We start from the raw sequence: 15804 nt of genomic DNA on the forward strand, positions 1-15804 counted from the left end.
TGCCGGCTGCACATTCACGTGCCGAACAGCCGCGCCACTTAAGGTCACACAGATGGACATGCAATCCCGAATTCGCCAGCTTTTCCAGGCCAGTATCGACACCAAGCAACAGGCGATGGACGTACTTGCACCGCACATCGAGCAAGCCAGCCAGATCATGGTCAACGCCCTGCTCAACGAAGGCAAAATGCTCTCGTGCGGCAACGGTGGTTCGGCCGGCGATGCCCAGCATTTTTCTTCGGAGCTGCTCAACCGCTTCGAGCGCGAGCGTCCGAGCCTGCCGGCGATTGCGCTGACCACCGACACTTCGACGATCACTTCGATCGCCAACGACTACAGCTACAACGAAGTGTTCTCCAAACAGATCCGCGCGCTCGGCCAGCCGGGCGATGTGTTGCTGGCGATTTCGACCAGCGGCAACTCGGCGAACATTATTCAAGCGATCCAGGCCGCACATGATCGCGAAATGATTGTCGTAGCTTTGACCGGACGCGATGGCGGCGGCATGGCGTCGCTGCTGTTGCCCGAGGACGTCGAGATTCGCGTACCGGCCAACGTCACTGCACGTATTCAGGAAGTCCACTTGCTGGCGATCCATTGCCTTTGCGATCTGATCGACAGCCAACTGTTCGGGAGTGAAGAATGACCCCTAATCGCCTTGGCCTTCTGGCCTTGACCCTGTGCCTCGGCATCAGCGGCTGCACCTCGGTGGTGAACGCCAGCCGTGAAGCGCCGATTGAAGACGACCGTGGCACGCGCACCTTCGGCAGCAAGATCGACGACTCGCTGATCGAAACCAAAGCAGGCGTGAACATCGCCAAGGCCGATCCGGCTTTGGACAACGACTCGCACATCGTCATCACCAGCTTCAACGGCGTGGTCCTGCTCGCCGGCCAGACGCCACGCGAAGACCTCAAGGCCAAAGCCGAACAGGCCGCCGCCAACGTGCAGCGCGTGAAGAAGGTGCATAACGAACTGCAAGTGCTGCAACCGTCCTCCCTGCTCGCGCGCCAGAACGACGCGTGGCTGACCACCAAAATCAAGACCCAGATGCTCACCGACGCCAGCATTCCTGGCTCGCGCATCAAAGTCGTGACCGAGAACGGCATCGTCTACCTGCTCGGCCTGCTGACCAAACAGGAAGCCACTCAGGCAACCAATCTGGTTCAGGGTGTGTCCGGTGTGCAGAAAATCGTGAAGCTGTTCGAATACATCGACTGACCGTAAAAGGCAGACACAAAAAAGGCGATCCATCCGGATCGCCTTTTTTTATTTCACAACCTTCAAACTCGGCCGGCCACTCGGGCGTGGTGGCTCGCTGCTTGGTGGCGGCGAGTCGTCATCCGGATCGATGTCTTCCTCGTCGTCCATCGGCAACTCGAGGTCAAACACCATGCCCTGGCCATTCTCCCGGGCGTAGATACCCAGAATCGCGCTGATCGGCACGTAGAGACTGTGCGGAACACCGCCGAAGCGGCCTTCGAACGTCACCACGTCGTTGTCCATGTGCAGGTGGCGCACGGCACTCGGCGAGATGTTCAGGACGATCTGGCCGTCGCTGGCAAAGCCTTGTGGCACCTGCACCGCCGGGTACTCGGAGTTGACCAGCATGTGCGGGGTGCAATCGTTATCCACAATCCACTCGTAGAGCGCGCGGACCAGATAAGGTCGACTGGAGTTCATAGCGGCTCCTTAAGCCTTAGCGCATATCGCGTTCGACACCAGACAGACTCGCCTGGAAAGCCTCACGCGCAAACTGACGCTCCATATAATCAAGCAGCGGCTTGGCCGGCCGCGGCAGTTCAATACCCAGAATCGGCAAACGCCAGAGTATGGGTAATAGGCAGCAATCCACCAGACTTTGTTCCTCACTGAGGAAGAACGGCTTGTCGGCAAACAGCGGCGAAACGCCGGTCAGGCTTTCGCGCAGTTCCTTGCGCGCCACGCCCCGTGCGGCGTCTTTGCTCTTGGGATCCAGAATCAGATCCACCAGCCCGCACCAGTCACGCTGAATCCTGTGGATCAGCAGACGGCTGTTGGCCCGCGCCACCGGATAAACCGGCATCAGCGGCGGGTGCGGGTAACGCTCATCCAGATACTCCATCACCACGGTCGACTCCCACAACGCCAGGTCACGATCGACCAGCGTCGGCAGACTGCCGTAAGGGTTCACCTCAATCAGTTTAGGCGGCTGGCGGCCGGCTTCCACGTAAATGATTTCGGCGCTGACACCCTTCTCTGCAAGCACGATGCGCACTCGGTGGGAATAGTGGTCGGCGGGGTCGGAGTAACAGGCCAACCGATTGGTCACGCCCATGGCGATCCTCCTCGCTTGTTGAATTTGTCGGAACCGGAAAAACGCGCGCGCCCAGAGGGCACCTCCCGCAGGGTCTGACTGAGCAGACCCTGCTTTAGCGGAGGCGCCCTTGGGCGCGCGCGATTAACAGCAATGCTTGAAGCGTATCAGTGCACGTCTTTCCAGTACTCACGCTTGAGCAGGTAGGCGAACACAAAGAAGAACGCCAGGTACAGCAAGACATAAGTACCGATGCGCTGATGTTGCAGCTTAACCGGGTTAGCCGAGTAAGCCAGGAAGGTTACCAGATTCTTGACCTTCTCATCGAACTGCTCTTCGTTCAGAGCACCGGACTTCGGCACGATGGTCAACTGATCGCACGCTTCATGAGTCAGCGGCGTGCCGGTCAGCGGATCGTATTGCTTCTTGCCGTCCTCGACGATCTGCACCTGTTTGCAGCCGACGACCTGGCGCCCCTGCAGGCCGACCAGCACGTTAGGCATGCCGACGTTCGGAAAGACCTTATTGTTCACGCCCCACGGACGCGCCGGATCTTCGTAGAACGACTTCAGGTAACCGTAGAGCCAGTCGGTGCCGCGCACGCGTGCAACCAGCGTGAGATCTGGCGGCGCTGCGCCGAACCAGGTCTTGGCGTCGGCCGGCTGCATGCCGATGTTCATGTGGTCGCCAATCTTGGCACCGGTGAACACCAGCTTCTCCAGCATCAACTCGTGCGGGATGCCGAGGTCATCGGCGACACGCTCGTAACGCTGGAACTTGGCGCTGTGACAGCCCATGCAATAGTTGGCGAAAGTCCGCGCACCATCCTGCAGGGCGGCTTTGTCGGAGACATCGATATCGACACTTTCCAGTTCCGGACCATGACCCTCGGCAGCAAAAACCAAGGAAGGCAGCGCAGCAAAAATCAGAGCAAGAAATAACTTTTTCATCAGCCAGTCACCCTTTCCGGAACCGGTTTGGTCTTCTCGAGCCGGGTGTAGAACGGCATCAGAATGAAGTAGGCGAAATAGAGGAAGGTGCAGACCTGCGACAGCAATGTGCGCCCCGGTGTCGGCGCCAGGACGCCGAGAATGCCGAGAATCACGAAGGAAATGCAGAACACCACCAGCCAGATTTTGCTCAGCCAGCCTTTATAGCGCATCGATTTCACCGGACTGCGATCCAGCCACGGCAGCACGAACAGCACCGCAATCGCCGCACCCATGGCGACAACGCCCAAGAGTTTGTCCGGGATCGCGCGCAAGATCGCGTAGAAAGGTGTGAAGTACCAGACCGGCGCAATGTGCTCAGGTGTCTTGAATGCGTTCGCCTGCTCGAAGTTCGGTTTTTCGAGGAAGTAGCCGCCCATTTCCGGGAAGAAGAACACAATCGAGCAGAATATGAACAGGAACACCACAACGCCGACAATGTCCTTCACCGTGTAATACGGGTGGAACGCAATGCCATCCAGCGGGATGCCGTTTTCGTCTTTGTGCTTCTTGATATCGACGCCGTCAGGGTTGTTAGAACCGACTTCGTGCAGCGCCAGAATGTGCAACACCACCAGACCAAGAATCACGATTGGCAGCGCGACAACGTGCAAGGCGAAGAAGCGGTTCAGGGTGATTCCGGAGATCAGGTAGTCACCACGAATCCACTGGGTCAGGTCATCGCCGATCAGCGGAATCGCACCGAACAGCGAGATGATCACCTGAGCACCCCAGTAAGACATCTGGCCCCACGGCAGCAGGTAACCCATGAACGCTTCGGCCATCAGCGCCAGGTAGATCAGCATGCCGAACACCCAGACCAGCTCGCGCGGTTTCTGGTACGAACCGTAGAGCAGGCCGCGAAACATATGCAGATAAACCACGATGAAAAACGCCGAGGCGCCAGTCGAGTGCAGCAAACGCAGGATCGAGCCGTACTCGACGTCGCGCATGATGTATTCGACGGAAGCAAAGGCCTCTTCCGCCGACGGCGTGTAGCTCATCGTCAGCCAGACACCAGTGACGATCTGGTTGACCAGCACCAGCAGCGCCAGCGAGCCGAAGAAATAGAAGAAGTTGAAGTTTTTTGGTGCGTAATATTTGCTGAGATGGTCTTCCCACATTTTGCTCGCGGGAAAGCGCGCATCAACCCAATCCATGAACTTGCTCATCACGCTTTCTCCGTATCGACGCCAATGACAATCAGGTCATCGGTCTCATAGGAATGCGGGGGAACTGGCAGGTTCAAAGGCGCAGGTTGCGACTTGTAGACGCGGCCAGCCAGATCGTAGTGGGAACCGTGGCATGGGCAGAAATAGCCACCTACCCAGTCTTTGCCCAGATCCGCAGGTGCCACTTCGGGACGAAAGGTCGGTGAGCAACCCAGGTGCGTACAGATACCGATCAGCAGCAGAATTTCCGGCTTGATCGAGCGCACTTCCGGGTCGACATATGTGGGTTGCGTGGAGTTTTTGGAGGTCGGATCGGAGAGCTGACCCTCGATCTTCTTGAGATTCCCCAGGATTTCCTCGGTACGGCGGACAATGAACACCGGCTGGCCGCGCCATTCAGCAATCATTTGCTGGCCTGGCTCGATTTTGCTGACATTCACTTTCACCGGTGCACCGGCAGCTTTCGCCTTGGCACTGGGAAACCATGACCCCACGAACGGGACCGCAGCCCCCACCGCTCCTGCAGCACCCACCACGGATGTGGCTGCCACCAGGAAGCGACGCCGGCCTGCATTCACGCCGTCATTGCTCATTCAGTCCTCTCCCATCAGCTTTTTTGGCCTGTTAAATCAGGCGTCTACTAAATAAATCAAATGTTACTTATAAAAATTTTGCCCGAATGGTAATGAAAACCCCCAATTCTGACAAGGTTAATTCCCCGGGGCTCAGCCCCTTAAGCCTTGGAGTATAGGGGGTCTACGGCTGTGGCAAGTTGTCACAACGCAATTCTTTGATAAATCGCAGACATAAAAAAACGCCCGCTTCCGTGAGGAGGCGGGCGTTCTTTTTGAACGTGGAAGCGGAATTAACGCTTCGAGTACTGCGGACGCTTACGCGCTTTACGCAGACCAACTTTCTTACGTTCAACTTCACGGGCGTCGCGGGTAACGAAGCCAGCTTTGCGCAGAGCGCTACGCAGGGTTTCGTCGTAGTCCATCAGAGCGCGAGTGATGCCGTGGCGGATTGCGCCAGCCTGACCACTTACACCACCGCCGATCACGGTGACGTAGATGTCGAACTTCTCGACAGTCTCGGTCAGCTCCAGCGGCTGACGAACTACCATGCGGGCAGTTTCGCGGCCGAAGAAGTTATCCAGCGAACGGTTGTTGATGGAGATGTTACCAGTACCCGGACGCAGGAAAACGCGTGCGGTTGCGGTCTTGCGACGGCCAGTGCCGTAATTTTGAGTCGCCGACATAATGAACTATTCCGTTAAATCTTCAGTTCTTGGGGCTGCTGAGCAGTATGAGGGTGTGCAGCGCCCGCATAGACTTTCAGCTTACGGTACATGTCGCGACCCAGTGGGTTTTTAGGCAGCATGCCTTTAACCGCGGTCTCGATCACGCGCTCAGGGGCTTTGGCGATCAGCTTTTCAAAGTTGATCGACTTGATGCCGCCCGGGAAACCGGAGTGGGAGTAGTACATTTTGTCAGTGGTTTTAGCGCCGGTAACACGGATCTGCTCGGCGTTGATGACGACGATGTAGTCGCCGGTGTCAACGTGAGGAGTGTACTCAGGCTTGTGCTTGCCACGCAGACGGCTCGCGATTTCGGTGGCCAGACGACCCAGGGTCTGACCAGCAGCGTCGACGACAAACCAGTCGCGCTTTACTGTTTCCGGTTTAGCAGTAAAAGTTTTCATTCTTTATAGCCTCAGGGGCCGCCTGTAAATAAGACGGCGGATCTTACTGAATAGTGCGTACTTTGACAAGTCAAAGGCAGCCGGATACAGACGCTTTCGGGGGCTCGGGTCGGCGCGTCCGTTCAACGGCAAGATTCTTCGGCGGCGGCGCATCACTTCCACTGCAGAAAGAGGTCGGCAATTATGCAGATTGCGAAAAATTTTTCAACCTGCTTTTATGATTGTTTTGCCCAAGGAGCACCCGATGGACTATCGCCAGCTAGGCCGTACCGACCTGAACGTGAGTGCAATCTGCCTCGGCACCATGACCTGGGGCGAGCAAAACACTGAAGCTGAAGCCTTCGCCCAGATCGAGCGGGCCAAAGAAGCGGGGATCAATTTCCTCGACACCGCCGAAATGTATCCGGTGCCGCCAAAAGCCGAAACCTACGCCACCACCGAGCGCTACATCGGCAATTACTTCAAGAGCCGCGGCGATCGCGCCGACTGGATCCTCGCCAGCAAGATCGCCGGCCCCGGCAATACCATCGACTACATCCGCGATAAAAACCTGCGGCACAACCGCCAGCACATCACCGAGGCACTGGACGGCAGCCTCAAGCGCCTGCAGACCGATTACATCGACCTGTACCAACTGCACTGGCCGGAACGCAGCACCAACTTTTTCGGACAGCTGGGCTACAAGCACAAGATCGAAGCCAACCTGACTCCGCTCGAAGACACGCTCGAAGCTCTCGACGAACAGGTGAAGGCTGGCAAGATCCGCCATATTGGCCTGTCCAATGAGACGCCGTGGGGCACCATGCGCTTTCTGGCTTTGGCCGAAGCCCGTGGCTGGCCGCGTGCGGTGTCGATCCAGAACCCGTACAACCTGCTCAACCGCAGCTTCGAAGTCGGCCTGGCGGAAATCGCCATTCGCGAACAGTGCGGCCTGCTCGCCTATTCGCCGCTGGCGTTCGGCTTCCTCTCCGGCAAGTACGAGGGCGGCGCCCGTCCACCAAAAGGCCGCCTGAGCCTCTACAGCCGCTTCAGCCGCTACTTCAACCCGCAATCGGAAGCGGCGTGCAGCCGTTACGTGGCCCTGGCCCGAGAACATGGCCTGGATCCGGCGCAAATGGCCCTGGCCTTCGTGACCCAGCAACCGTTCGTGACCAGCAACATCATCGGCGCAACGACGCTGGAGCAGCTGGACAGCAACATTGCCAGTTTTGATCTGAAATTGTCCGATGAAGTGCTGGCCGGGATCGAGGCGATTCACAAGGATCATCCGAATCCGGCGCCATAACTGACCGCCAAAAAGCTTCGCGAGCAGGCTCGCTCCCACAGTGGAATACTGTACCTGTGGGAGCGAGCCTGCTCGCGAAGGGGCCAGTCGGATTACCTTGACAGCGGAACGCGGAGCGTCCCCGGCGGCATTCCCACGCAGAGCGCGGGAACGATCATCACAGCGACCGCGCAATAATCTCCTTCATGATTTCATTGGTGCCGGCATAAATCCGCTGCACTCGCGCATCCGCCCACGCCCGGGCCACCGGGTATTCCCACATGAAGCCGTAGCCGCCATGCAACTGCACGCACTCGTCGAGCACTTTGCATTGCAGGTCGGTGCCCCAGTATTTGGCCATCGCCGCCGTCGGCACATCGAGTTTGCCCTGCAGATGCAACTCCAGGCAGCGATCGACGAAGACCCGGCCGATCTGGATCTCGGTGGCCATTTCGGCCAGTTTGAAGCGGGTGTTCTGGAAGTCGGCAATCGCCTTGCCGAACGCCTTGCGATCACGGGTGTAATCCAGCGTCCATTGCAGCGCCGCCTCGGCCGAGGCCAGCCCGCCGATGGCCACGGTCAGACGCTCCTGCGGCAACTCCTGCATCAGATAGGCAAACCCAGCACCTGCCTGGCCGAGAAGGTTTTCTTTCGGCACGCGCACGTCCTGGAAGAACAATTCCGAAGTGTCCTGCGCCTTCATGCCGACCTTCTCCAGGCGCTTGCCCTTCTCGAAGCCTGGCGTGTTCGCCTCCACCAGAAACAGACTGGTGCCCTTGGCCCCTGCCTTGGGATCGGTCTTGGCCACCACGATCACCAGGTCAGCCAGAAAGCCATTGGTGATGAAGGTTTTCGAGCCGTTGATCACATATTCGTCACCGTCCAGCACTGCCGTGGTTTTTACCCCTTGCAAATCGGAACCCGCGCCAGGCTCGGTCATGGCAATTGCCGTGACCATTTCACCCGAGACCAGTTTCGGCAGGTACTTGTGCTTCAGCGCTTCGCTGCCGTAATGCAGGATGTACGGCGCGACGATGTCCGAGTGCAACGAGAATCCGATGCCGGTCAAGCCAAGACGACCGACCTCCTCAATCACCACGGCGCTGTACAAAAAATCCGCGCCCAGCCCGCCGTACTCCTCCGGCAGGTGCGAGCACAGCATCCCCGCCTCCCCCGCCTTGTTCCACAGCGCGCGATCGATGTGCCCCTGCTTCTCCCACTGCGCGTGATACGGCACGGCCTCTTTTTCGAGGAACGTTCGCACGCTGTCGCGGAACAATTCGTGCTCGGGGCTGAACAGGGTTCTGGGGATCATGCGGCACCTTTCTTTGTTGTTGGAGGTATTCGGCTCACAGAGACTAAGCCCGACTCCTGCTACGGGACACTGGACACATCCGACAAAAAATAAGACGATCCAGCCGTCTGGTGACCACTTTCCCTTATAAAAACAAAACAAAAGTTGAATTATGTCTAAGCACGTCTCCCCGCCCTTGCGGCGCGTCAGCATCCTGGCCATCGACCGGGTTTTCGCTTACACCCTCATGCAGGCCAAGGATTTTTTCCATGTGGCCAGCCTGCGTTACGGCAAACAACTGGGCCACGGCCTGACGCCGGCGTTCGAAACGCGCCTGGTCAGCCCCGATGGCAAACCGGTGAAAAGCTTCAGTGATGTGATGATGCCGGTCGACGGCGGCCTGGAAAACGCCGACGTAATCATCCTTCCGGCGTTCTGGGACGATTTCGACACGCTGTGCAGCCGTTACCCGCAAATCCTGCCGTGGCTGCGCGAACAGCATGCGCGCGGCGCGGTGTTATGCGGCGAAGCCACCGGGGTGTTCTGGCTCGCCGAAGCCGGGCTGCTTAACGGCAAGGAAGCGACCACCTACTGGCGTTTCTTCAACGCCTTCGCCGAGCGCTTCCCCAAGGTCTATCTGAATCAGGACAAGCATCTGACGGACGCCGATAACCTCTATTGCGCTGGCGGCACCACCTCGGCCTGCGACTTGTATATCTATCTGATCGAACGCTTCTGCGGCTCGAACGTAGCGCAAGCGGTGGCCCGCGACATCCTTTACGAAGTGCAACGCAGCTATTCGCCGGGGCGTATCGGTTTCGGCGGGCAAAAGCTGCATCAGGACGTGATCATCCTGCAGATCCAGCACTGGCTCGAAGAACATTTCGCCGACAAATTCCGCTTCGAAGACGTCGCCCGCGAGCACGGCATGAGCATCCGCAACTTCATGCGTCGCTTCCAGACCGCCACCGGCGACAAACCGCTGCACTACTTGCAGCGCCTACGCATCGAGACGGCCAAGGGTTTGCTTTCGGGCACGCGCAAGAGCATCAAGACCATCAGTTATGAGGTCGGTTACGACGATGCGAGCTTCTTCGCGCGACTGTTTCGCCAGCACACCGAACTGTCGCCGAACCAGTATCGGCAGCAGTTCCAGCAAGCTGCGTAACCCGGCCTGATGATCGTTCCCACGCTCTGCGTGGGAATGCCGCCACTGGACGCTCTGCGTCCGCCTCGCAAGTGACGCGGAGCGTCACGGGATGCATTCCCACGCGGAGCGTGGGAACGATCAGTTACTGCGCTTTCGCGAGCAGGCTCGCTCCCACAGGGAAAAACTTCAGCGCATAAAAAAGGCCTGCAATCGCAGGCCTTTTTCGTTGCCGAGACTCCGATTAAGGCTTGTGCGCCCGCGACAGGAATTCGTGAGATTGCATCTCCAGCAGTCGGCTCAGGGTGCGCTGGAACTCGAAGGTCAGGCGTCCGCCGGTGTACAGATCCTTCAGCTCGACTTCGGCAGAAATGATCAGTTTGACGTTGCGATCGTAGAATTCGTCGACCATGTTGATGAAGCGCCGCGCGATGTCGTCGGTGGTGACACTCATCTGCTCGACGCCGCTGAGCAGCACGGCGTGGAAGATCTTGCCCAGTTCGATGTAATCGTTCTGGCTGCGCGGGCCGTCGCACAGTTCGCGGAAGTCGAACCAGGCCACGTCGTCGCAGGTGCGCAGAGCGCGGATTTCGCGGTTCTCGATGATCAGCACATCGTTTTCCACCGCCGCCGTGCACTCCGGCGTCAGTGCCTTGAAGCTCTTGCGCAGGCTTTCGTGGGCAGCTTCGTCGAGCGGATAGTGGAACAGCTCGGCTTGCTCGAGGTGACGCAGACGATAATCGACGCCGCTGTCGACGTTGACGATCTCGGTGTTCTGCTTGATCAGGGCGATGGCCGGGAGGAAGCGCGCACGTTGCAGGCCATCCTTGTACAGGCCGTCCGGAACGATGTTCGACGTCGCGACCAAGGTCACGCCGTTCTTGAACAGTTCTTCCATCAGCGTGCCGAGGATCATCGCGTCGGTGATGTCGGAGACGAAGAATTCATCGAAGCAGATCACTCGCGACTCGGCCGCGAAGCGCTTGGCGATGATGGTCAGCGGATTCTTCTCGCCGCCGAGGGTTTTCATTTCCTCGTGCACACGCTTCATGAAGCGGTGGAAGTGCGTGCGGGTCTTTTCCTTGAACGGCAGCGCTTCGAAGAAGGTGTCGACCAGGTAAGTCTTGCCGCGACCGACGCCGCCCCAGAAATACAGGCCCTTGACCGGTGCCTGATCCTTTTTGCCAAACAGCTTGCCGAGGAAACCCGGCTTGTTCTGGTCGGCTGCGATCAAGTCGTCGTACAGACGCTGCAGGTGACGCACAGCAGTTTCCTGCGCGGCGTCATGGAAGAAGTCCGGGCGTTTCAGATCAGCTTGATATCGTTCTAGGGGCGTCATAATTCGTTAGCAAGGCAACAAAAACGGGCCGTCACTGTAGCGACGGCCTGTGGGAATGGCAATCGGCCCTTGGTCGGGTCGCGCCGCCGATCAGTCCTGAGCTGGAGTCAATGCGATGCGCAATGCCTCGATGGCGGCGTCTCGCGCTGCAACGTCGGCGAAGGCCGGGCTGTCGCCCATGCACTCACCGGCCAGCCAGACGCTGAAGCTCAATTCTTCAGTGCGTACGTCCAGCGGCTCGCCGGACTGCAACTGTTTGGTCACCTGCCCGGCGGTTTTGCCGTCGGCGAAGTTACGCGACAGCAGCAATTGCTCGCCATCGGCCGCCAGCAGACGGAAACGGAAGCTGCCGTCGTCCTCGCGGAAGCTGACGAAACGCGCGGCTTTCGCAGCTTTCTTTTTGGTGGTCGCGGCAACCTGAACCTGATTGACAAAAGAACGCAGGCCAACGGCTTCGCGCAATTCATTGAGGAACGGCGTGGCCACGGCGCGGGCCTTCTTCGCACCGATCTGCAAAATGTCTTCCAGATCCGCCGGACGCTCGATCAACTGGTGATACTTCTCGCGCGCTTCGCCCAGTTCGTTGTCGAGCAACTGGAACAGGCGGTTCTTCGCCTCGCCCCAGCCCAGGCCACCGAGCAGTTCGCTGCGGAATTCGTCAGCCTGCGCCGGTGTGGCGAAGGCCTGGAACAGGGTGAACAGGTGCGAGTTGTCCGGATCTTTCGCTTCGCCCGGGGCCTTGGAATCGGTGACGATCCGCGAGATCGCGTCCTTCATTTCCTTGGCGCTGGAAAACAACGGGATGGTGTTGTCGTAGCTCTTCGACATCTTGCGCCCGTCGAGGCCTGGCAGGGTCGCCACGCTTTCTTCGATCAGCGCTTCGGGCATGGTGAAGAACTCTTTGCCCTGGCCGAACAGATGGTTGAAACGCTGGCCGATATCCCGGGCCATTTCAACGTGCTGGATCTGGTCGCGACCGACTGGAACCTTGTGCGCGTTGAACATCAGAATGTCCGCGGCCATCAGCACCGGATAGCTGTAGAGGCCCATGGTGATACCGGCGTCCGGGTCTTCACCGGTCTCGACATTCTTGTCCACCGAGGCCTTGTAGGCGTGCGCACGGTTGAGCAGGCCCTTGGCGGCGACGCAGGTCAGTAGCCAGGTCAGCTCGGGGATTTCCGGGATGTCGGACTGGCGGTAGAAAGTCACGCGGTCAACATCGAGGCCACCGGCCAGCCAGGTCGCGGCGATTTCCAGACGCGAGCGCTGGATGCGCAGCGGGTCATCGCATTTGATCAGAGCGTGGTAGTCAGCCAGGAAGTAGAACGAATCGGCGTTGCTGTCGCGGCTGGCGAGGATTGCCGGGCGGATCGCACCGGCGTAGTTGCCCAGGTGCGGCGTGCCGGTGGTGGTGATGCCGGTGAGGATGCGGGTACGGTTAGTCATGGGTAATCGCTTGTCAGACTGCAATCAATTCGAGAGACGCGGCAGGATCAGATCCTTGAGATCGGTCAGCTTGCCGTGAAAAAAGTGTCCGCATTCTGCCACTTTCAGCAGCTCATGGGGGCGCTGGAGTTGTTCCGACCACTGGTAGACCAGCTGCGGATCGATGACTTCATCGGTTTCCGGCTGGATCACGGTCAACCCGCCGTGCTGCGGCAGTTGATCCTGCTCACCCAGACGCATCACCGCCGGGGCGACCATGAACAAGTGCTCAAGCTGCACGCCCTGGGCTTCGAGACGGCCGCCGAGACTTGCTGCAACAAATCCGCCGAAGGAGAAACCGAACAGGGTCAGCGGCAGATCCGGGTGCTTTTCCTGCAGCCACGCGGCGGCAGCCTGGGCGTCGTCGACTTCACCTGTGCCCATATCGTGCGTGCCGTGGCTGGCACCGACGCCGCGATAGTTGAAACGCAAGGTGATCAGGCCGGCGTCGCGCGCGGTGCGCTGCAGGGTCGAGACGACCTTGTTGAGCATGGTGCCGCCCTGCACCGGGTTCGGATGGCAGATCAGCGCGATGCCGCGCGGCTGCTCGTTATCCAGGTAAAGGCTTTCCAATTGACCCACCGGGCCGTCAATCACTACAGGGGTTTCGCGCATCAGCAAGGGAGGAACTCCGTGACCTCGAATCGGGTCGACTCGTCTAGCAAATTGTCTGTGCCGATCTATTGCGAGTGAATCGCGGTATACAGCGCAGGTTCGAGCCGTTAACGTAAAGCAAAGCCGTTTATAGAGGAAGGACTCGTGGAACACTCGCTCTTAGTTTGGTTGTTACCGACTCTTGCCCTGGTTGTGGGTGTCGCCATTGGATTCCTGATCGCGCGCGTTGCGCCGAACGCCGCACCGAGCCGTACGCAGCGTCAACTGGATGATATCCAGGAGCGTTTCGACAGTTATCAAAACGAAGTGGTCACCCACTTCAACAGCACCGCGATGCTGGTCAAGAAGCTCACTCAGAGCTATCAGGAAGTGCAGGATCATCTTGCCGAGGGCGCCAATCGTCTGGCCCTCGACGAACAGACCCGCCAGCGCCTGATCGCCGCCCTGCATGCGGATGCCGCGCAGGCACCGCGCGAACGCCTGACGCCACCGCGCGATCAAGAGCCGCCGCGCGACTACGCGCCGAAAAGCCCGAACTCGCCGGGCATGCTCGATGAGCATTATGGGTTGAAGAAATAATCGGGTTTCGCGCCCAACAAAAAGCCCCGGACAATGCTGTTGTCCGGGGGCTTTTTTGTATCGGCTGATTTTGCGGTGACAACACTGGCCTCTTCGCGGGCAAGCCCGCTCCCACAGGGGTCAGGTGTGGAACACAGATTTTGGATACACCACCAATACCTGTGGGAGCGGGCTTGCCCGCGAAAGGGCCGGCACAGATGACACAAAAAAAATGCCCGATCAAAAGACCGGGCATTTCTTCAATCAGGCAATCGCTTACGGATACTGCTGTACCGTACCCGGCTGTTGCTGCTGACCACCATACTGCTGGCCCGGAATCGCTTTCAGGTTGACCTCGACCCGACGGTTCTGCGCGCGGCCGTTGACGTCACCGTTACTGGCAATCGGGTTATCCGGGCCGGCGCCACGGGCCGACAGGTTGGCACCGCTGACGCCTTGCGAGGTCAGGTAGGTCGCCACGCTCTGCGCACGACGTTGGGACAGGTCCATGTTGTGCTGGCGGCTGCCGGTGCTGTCGGTGTAGCCGACGATTTCGATCTGGTTCTGGTTGAACTCTTTCAGCGAGTTGGCCAGGTTGTTCAGCGGCTGGTAGAAACTCGGGGCAATGTTCGCCGAATCGGTGGCGAAGGTGATGTTGCCCGGCATGATCAATTTGATCTGATCGCCCTGACGCTGCACTTCAACGCCAGTGTTGGCCATGCTCGCGCGCAATTTCTTTTCCTGCTGGTCGGCGTAGTAGCCGTAGCCTGCTGCGGAAGCACCGACGACGGCGGCGCCGATCAAGGCGCCCTTGCCACGGTTGTCGTGACCGATGGCGGCACCGGCGAGAGCGCCAGCGAGCGCACCGAGACCACCGTATTTGGCGGTTTTGCTCATGCCTTGCGAGCCACCGTCGGCCTGACCCTGATTGTCATACGGGTTGGGCGAGGCGCAGCCGGACAACACGGCCACGGCAGTAGCGACAATAATCAAACGACGCGTGGTGAACATGGAGAGCTCCTGGTTTTTGCATTCTGTGGTGCAGCGGCCACTGATTAACTAATGGACCTGCGCCGGCGTTGGATCATGACAATGCGCAAAAATTCCACCGCACACCCGTGACAAAAAATTCAGGCACGCACAAACGGGTTCTCGCGCATCTCATCACCCAGGCGCGTATCCGGCCCGTTCCCGGTGACCACCGTCGCGTCTTCGTCCAGCGTGTACAGCCGCTGCTTGATCGAACGCACGATGGTCGCCTGATCGCCGCCCCACAAATCCGTACGCCCTACCCCGCGACGAAACAGCGTGTCGCCGGCTATCAACAGCTTAGCCTCGGAAAACCAGAAGCTCATGGAACCGGGTGTATGCCCCGGCGTGTGCAGCGCGACGCCGCAACCACAGGCCAGTTCTTCATCATCGCTCAACCAGCGATCCGGCGAAGGCACGGGCGTATACGGCACACCGAACATCTGGCATTGCATTTCCAGGTTGTCCCAGAGGAATTGATCTTCCTTGTGCAGATGCAGGGTCGCACCGGTTTTCTCTTTCATCTGCCCGGAAGCCAGAAAGTGATCGAGATGCGCGTGGGTGTGGATGATGCTGACGACTTTTAGGCCATGGGCATCGAGGCGCGCCATGATCAGATCAGGGTTGCCGCCCGGGTCGACGACGATGGCTTTTTTCGTGATCGGGTCGCCGATGATCGTGCAGTTGCACTGCAAAGGGCCGACGGGGAAGGTTTCGCGAATGAGCACTGGAATTGAGGCTGACATGGAAGGATCCTGGACAGGCGGCACGGACATTGGCTTCAGGATTCTACTGCACCTGCCGATAGAGAACGCCAGGTCAGTTAATTGACGCCGCTAATCAGAAAATAGTGGCCCAATGATGTCAAACCATCCAATACTGGTGCAAAATCAACGTCTGTAGCGGCCACATTTC

18 protein-coding genes are annotated in these 15804 nt (G+C 58.9%); 5 read left to right on the forward strand and 13 right to left on the reverse strand.

Annotated features, from left to right (window positions below):
• Window positions 1-52 precede the first annotated feature (52 nt).
• Both ACZ0AZ_RS03895 and ACZ0AZ_RS03900 read left to right on the forward strand, forming a co-directional pair.
• Window positions 53-646 carry a phosphoheptose isomerase gene (locus tag ACZ0AZ_RS03895; RefSeq protein ID WP_008082788.1) on the forward strand — a complete coding sequence of 198 codons (594 nt, stop codon included), beginning with the start codon at window positions 53-55 and terminating at the stop codon, window positions 644-646.
• Complete coding sequence (locus ACZ0AZ_RS03900) at window positions 643-1221, forward strand: BON domain-containing protein (protein ID WP_024014250.1); 579 nt, start codon at window positions 643-645, stop codon at window positions 1219-1221. The genes ACZ0AZ_RS03895 and ACZ0AZ_RS03900 overlap by 4 nt, the downstream gene beginning before the upstream one ends.
• A 48-nt stretch (window positions 1222-1269) precedes the next feature.
• Here ACZ0AZ_RS03900 and ACZ0AZ_RS03905 read toward each other — a convergent pair whose 3' ends face one another.
• The 7 genes from ACZ0AZ_RS03905 to rplM form a co-directional block, all read right to left on the reverse strand.
• Complete coding sequence (locus tag ACZ0AZ_RS03905) at window positions 1270-1683, reverse strand: ClpXP protease specificity-enhancing factor (protein WP_039761371.1); 414 nt, start codon at window positions 1681-1683, stop codon at window positions 1270-1272.
• A gap of 16 nt (window positions 1684-1699) precedes the next feature.
• Window positions 1700-2317 (reverse strand): glutathione S-transferase N-terminal domain-containing protein, encoded by a 618-nt coding sequence (locus tag ACZ0AZ_RS03910; protein WP_463538738.1) that lies wholly within the window; start codon window positions 2315-2317, stop codon window positions 1700-1702.
• 146 nt (window positions 2318-2463) lie between these two features.
• Window positions 2464-3246 carry a cytochrome c1 gene (locus tag ACZ0AZ_RS03915; RefSeq protein WP_024014251.1) on the reverse strand — a complete coding sequence of 261 codons (783 nt, stop codon included), beginning with the start codon at window positions 3244-3246 and terminating at the stop codon, window positions 2464-2466.
• Window positions 3246-4457 carry a cytochrome b gene (locus tag ACZ0AZ_RS03920; protein WP_463538739.1) on the reverse strand — a complete coding sequence of 404 codons (1212 nt, stop codon included), beginning with the start codon at window positions 4455-4457 and terminating at the stop codon, window positions 3246-3248. The genes ACZ0AZ_RS03915 and ACZ0AZ_RS03920 overlap by 1 nt, the downstream gene beginning before the upstream one ends.
• On the reverse strand, window positions 4457-5050 hold the full coding sequence (gene petA / locus ACZ0AZ_RS03925) for a ubiquinol-cytochrome c reductase iron-sulfur subunit (RefSeq protein WP_007917031.1): 594 nt from the start codon (window positions 5048-5050) through the stop codon (window positions 4457-4459). The genes ACZ0AZ_RS03920 and petA overlap by 1 nt, the downstream gene beginning before the upstream one ends.
• Before the next feature lie 272 nt (window positions 5051-5322).
• Complete coding sequence (rpsI, locus tag ACZ0AZ_RS03930; RefSeq protein ID WP_003228056.1) at window positions 5323-5715, reverse strand: 30S ribosomal protein S9; 393 nt, start codon at window positions 5713-5715, stop codon at window positions 5323-5325.
• A gap of 14 nt (window positions 5716-5729) precedes the next feature.
• Window positions 5730-6158, reverse strand: coding sequence for a 50S ribosomal protein L13 (rplM, locus tag ACZ0AZ_RS03935; RefSeq protein WP_003228062.1), 429 nt, complete (start codon window positions 6156-6158; stop codon window positions 5730-5732).
• A gap of 244 nt (window positions 6159-6402) precedes the next feature.
• Between rplM and ACZ0AZ_RS03940 the strand changes: the two genes are divergently transcribed.
• Window positions 6403-7443 carry an NADP(H)-dependent aldo-keto reductase gene (locus tag ACZ0AZ_RS03940; RefSeq protein ID WP_039761359.1) on the forward strand — a complete coding sequence of 347 codons (1041 nt, stop codon included), beginning with the start codon at window positions 6403-6405 and terminating at the stop codon, window positions 7441-7443.
• Window positions 7444-7600: 157 nt separating this feature from the next.
• Here ACZ0AZ_RS03940 and ACZ0AZ_RS03945 read toward each other — a convergent pair whose 3' ends face one another.
• Entirely contained in the window at window positions 7601-8737 is a 1137-nt protein-coding gene (locus ACZ0AZ_RS03945) for an acyl-CoA dehydrogenase family protein (RefSeq protein WP_463570957.1), read from the reverse strand.
• Between the two features lie 250 nt (window positions 8738-8987).
• On the opposite strand from ACZ0AZ_RS03945, the gene ACZ0AZ_RS03950 reads away from it, so the two are divergent.
• The gene (locus ACZ0AZ_RS03950; RefSeq protein ID WP_165368386.1) at window positions 8988-9884 is read left to right on the forward strand and encodes a GlxA family transcriptional regulator; all 897 of its coding nucleotides are present in this window, start codon (window positions 8988-8990) and stop codon (window positions 9882-9884) included.
• Window positions 9885-10107: 223 nt separating this feature from the next.
• Here ACZ0AZ_RS03950 and zapE read toward each other — a convergent pair whose 3' ends face one another.
• The 3 genes from zapE to ACZ0AZ_RS03965 all read right to left on the reverse strand — a co-directional run bounded on the left by zapE (window position 10108) and on the right by ACZ0AZ_RS03965 (window position 13302).
• Window positions 10108-11202 carry a cell division protein ZapE gene (gene zapE, locus ACZ0AZ_RS03955; RefSeq protein WP_039761353.1) on the reverse strand — a complete coding sequence of 365 codons (1095 nt, stop codon included), beginning with the start codon at window positions 11200-11202 and terminating at the stop codon, window positions 10108-10110.
• A gap of 90 nt (window positions 11203-11292) precedes the next feature.
• Entirely contained in the window at window positions 11293-12648 is a 1356-nt protein-coding gene (locus ACZ0AZ_RS03960) for a tryptophan--tRNA ligase (protein WP_463538740.1), read from the reverse strand.
• A gap of 24 nt (window positions 12649-12672) precedes the next feature.
• The gene (locus ACZ0AZ_RS03965) at window positions 12673-13302 is read right to left on the reverse strand and encodes an alpha/beta hydrolase (protein WP_129997657.1); all 630 of its coding nucleotides are present in this window, start codon (window positions 13300-13302) and stop codon (window positions 12673-12675) included.
• Window positions 13303-13446: 144 nt separating this feature from the next.
• On the opposite strand from ACZ0AZ_RS03965, the gene ACZ0AZ_RS03970 reads away from it, so the two are divergent.
• Window positions 13447-13881 carry a Z-ring associated ZapG family protein gene (locus ACZ0AZ_RS03970; protein WP_016773251.1) on the forward strand — a complete coding sequence of 145 codons (435 nt, stop codon included), beginning with the start codon at window positions 13447-13449 and terminating at the stop codon, window positions 13879-13881.
• Between the two features lie 255 nt (window positions 13882-14136).
• Here ACZ0AZ_RS03970 and ACZ0AZ_RS03975 read toward each other — a convergent pair whose 3' ends face one another.
• A complete protein-coding gene (locus ACZ0AZ_RS03975) occupies window positions 14137-14871 on the reverse strand; it encodes a YiaD family glycine zipper/OmpA-like lipoprotein (protein WP_041479972.1) in 735 nt (244 codons plus the stop codon).
• Between the two features lie 119 nt (window positions 14872-14990).
• On the reverse strand, window positions 14991-15635 hold the full coding sequence (locus ACZ0AZ_RS03980) for an MBL fold metallo-hydrolase (RefSeq protein WP_463538741.1): 645 nt from the start codon (window positions 15633-15635) through the stop codon (window positions 14991-14993).
• Window positions 15636-15804 lie beyond the last annotated feature (169 nt).

It is taken from the genome of Pseudomonas sp. AC239 (genome assembly GCF_979258545.1).

Coding starts and splice junctions, on each gene's coding strand:
- petA (WP_007917031.1), bottom strand. CDS start 5,050: ATGAGCAATGACGGCGTGAATGCAGGCCGGCGTCGCTTCCTGGTGGCA.
- rplM (WP_003228062.1), bottom strand. CDS start 6,158: ATGAAAACTTTTACTGCTAAACCGGAAACAGTAAAGCGCGACTGGTTT.
- ACZ0AZ_RS03980 (WP_463538741.1), bottom strand. CDS start 15,635: ATGTCAGCCTCAATTCCAGTGCTCATTCGCGAAACCTTCCCCGTCGGC.
- ACZ0AZ_RS03920 (WP_463538739.1), bottom strand. CDS start 4,457: ATGAGCAAGTTCATGGATTGGGTTGATGCGCGCTTTCCCGCGAGCAAA.
- ACZ0AZ_RS03965 (WP_129997657.1), bottom strand. CDS start 13,302: ATGCGCGAAACCCCTGTAGTGATTGACGGCCCGGTGGGTCAATTGGAA.
- ACZ0AZ_RS03905 (WP_039761371.1), bottom strand. CDS start 1,683: ATGAACTCCAGTCGACCTTATCTGGTCCGCGCGCTCTACGAGTGGATT.
- ACZ0AZ_RS03895 (WP_008082788.1), top strand. CDS start 53: ATGGACATGCAATCCCGAATTCGCCAGCTTTTCCAGGCCAGTATCGAC.
- ACZ0AZ_RS03910 (WP_463538738.1), bottom strand. CDS start 2,317: ATGGGCGTGACCAATCGGTTGGCCTGTTACTCCGACCCCGCCGACCAC.
- rpsI (WP_003228056.1), bottom strand. CDS start 5,715: ATGTCGGCGACTCAAAATTACGGCACTGGCCGTCGCAAGACCGCAACC.
- ACZ0AZ_RS03975 (WP_041479972.1), bottom strand. CDS start 14,871: ATGTTCACCACGCGTCGTTTGATTATTGTCGCTACTGCCGTGGCCGTG.
- ACZ0AZ_RS03915 (WP_024014251.1), bottom strand. CDS start 3,246: ATGAAAAAGTTATTTCTTGCTCTGATTTTTGCTGCGCTGCCTTCCTTG.
- ACZ0AZ_RS03960 (WP_463538740.1), bottom strand. CDS start 12,648: ATGACTAACCGTACCCGCATCCTCACCGGCATCACCACCACCGGCACG.
- ACZ0AZ_RS03940 (WP_039761359.1), top strand. CDS start 6,403: ATGGACTATCGCCAGCTAGGCCGTACCGACCTGAACGTGAGTGCAATC.
- ACZ0AZ_RS03945 (WP_463570957.1), bottom strand. CDS start 8,737: ATGATCCCCAGAACCCTGTTCAGCCCCGAGCACGAATTGTTCCGCGAC.
- ACZ0AZ_RS03900 (WP_024014250.1), top strand. CDS start 643: ATGACCCCTAATCGCCTTGGCCTTCTGGCCTTGACCCTGTGCCTCGGC.
- zapE (WP_039761353.1), bottom strand. CDS start 11,202: ATGACGCCCCTAGAACGATATCAAGCTGATCTGAAACGCCCGGACTTC.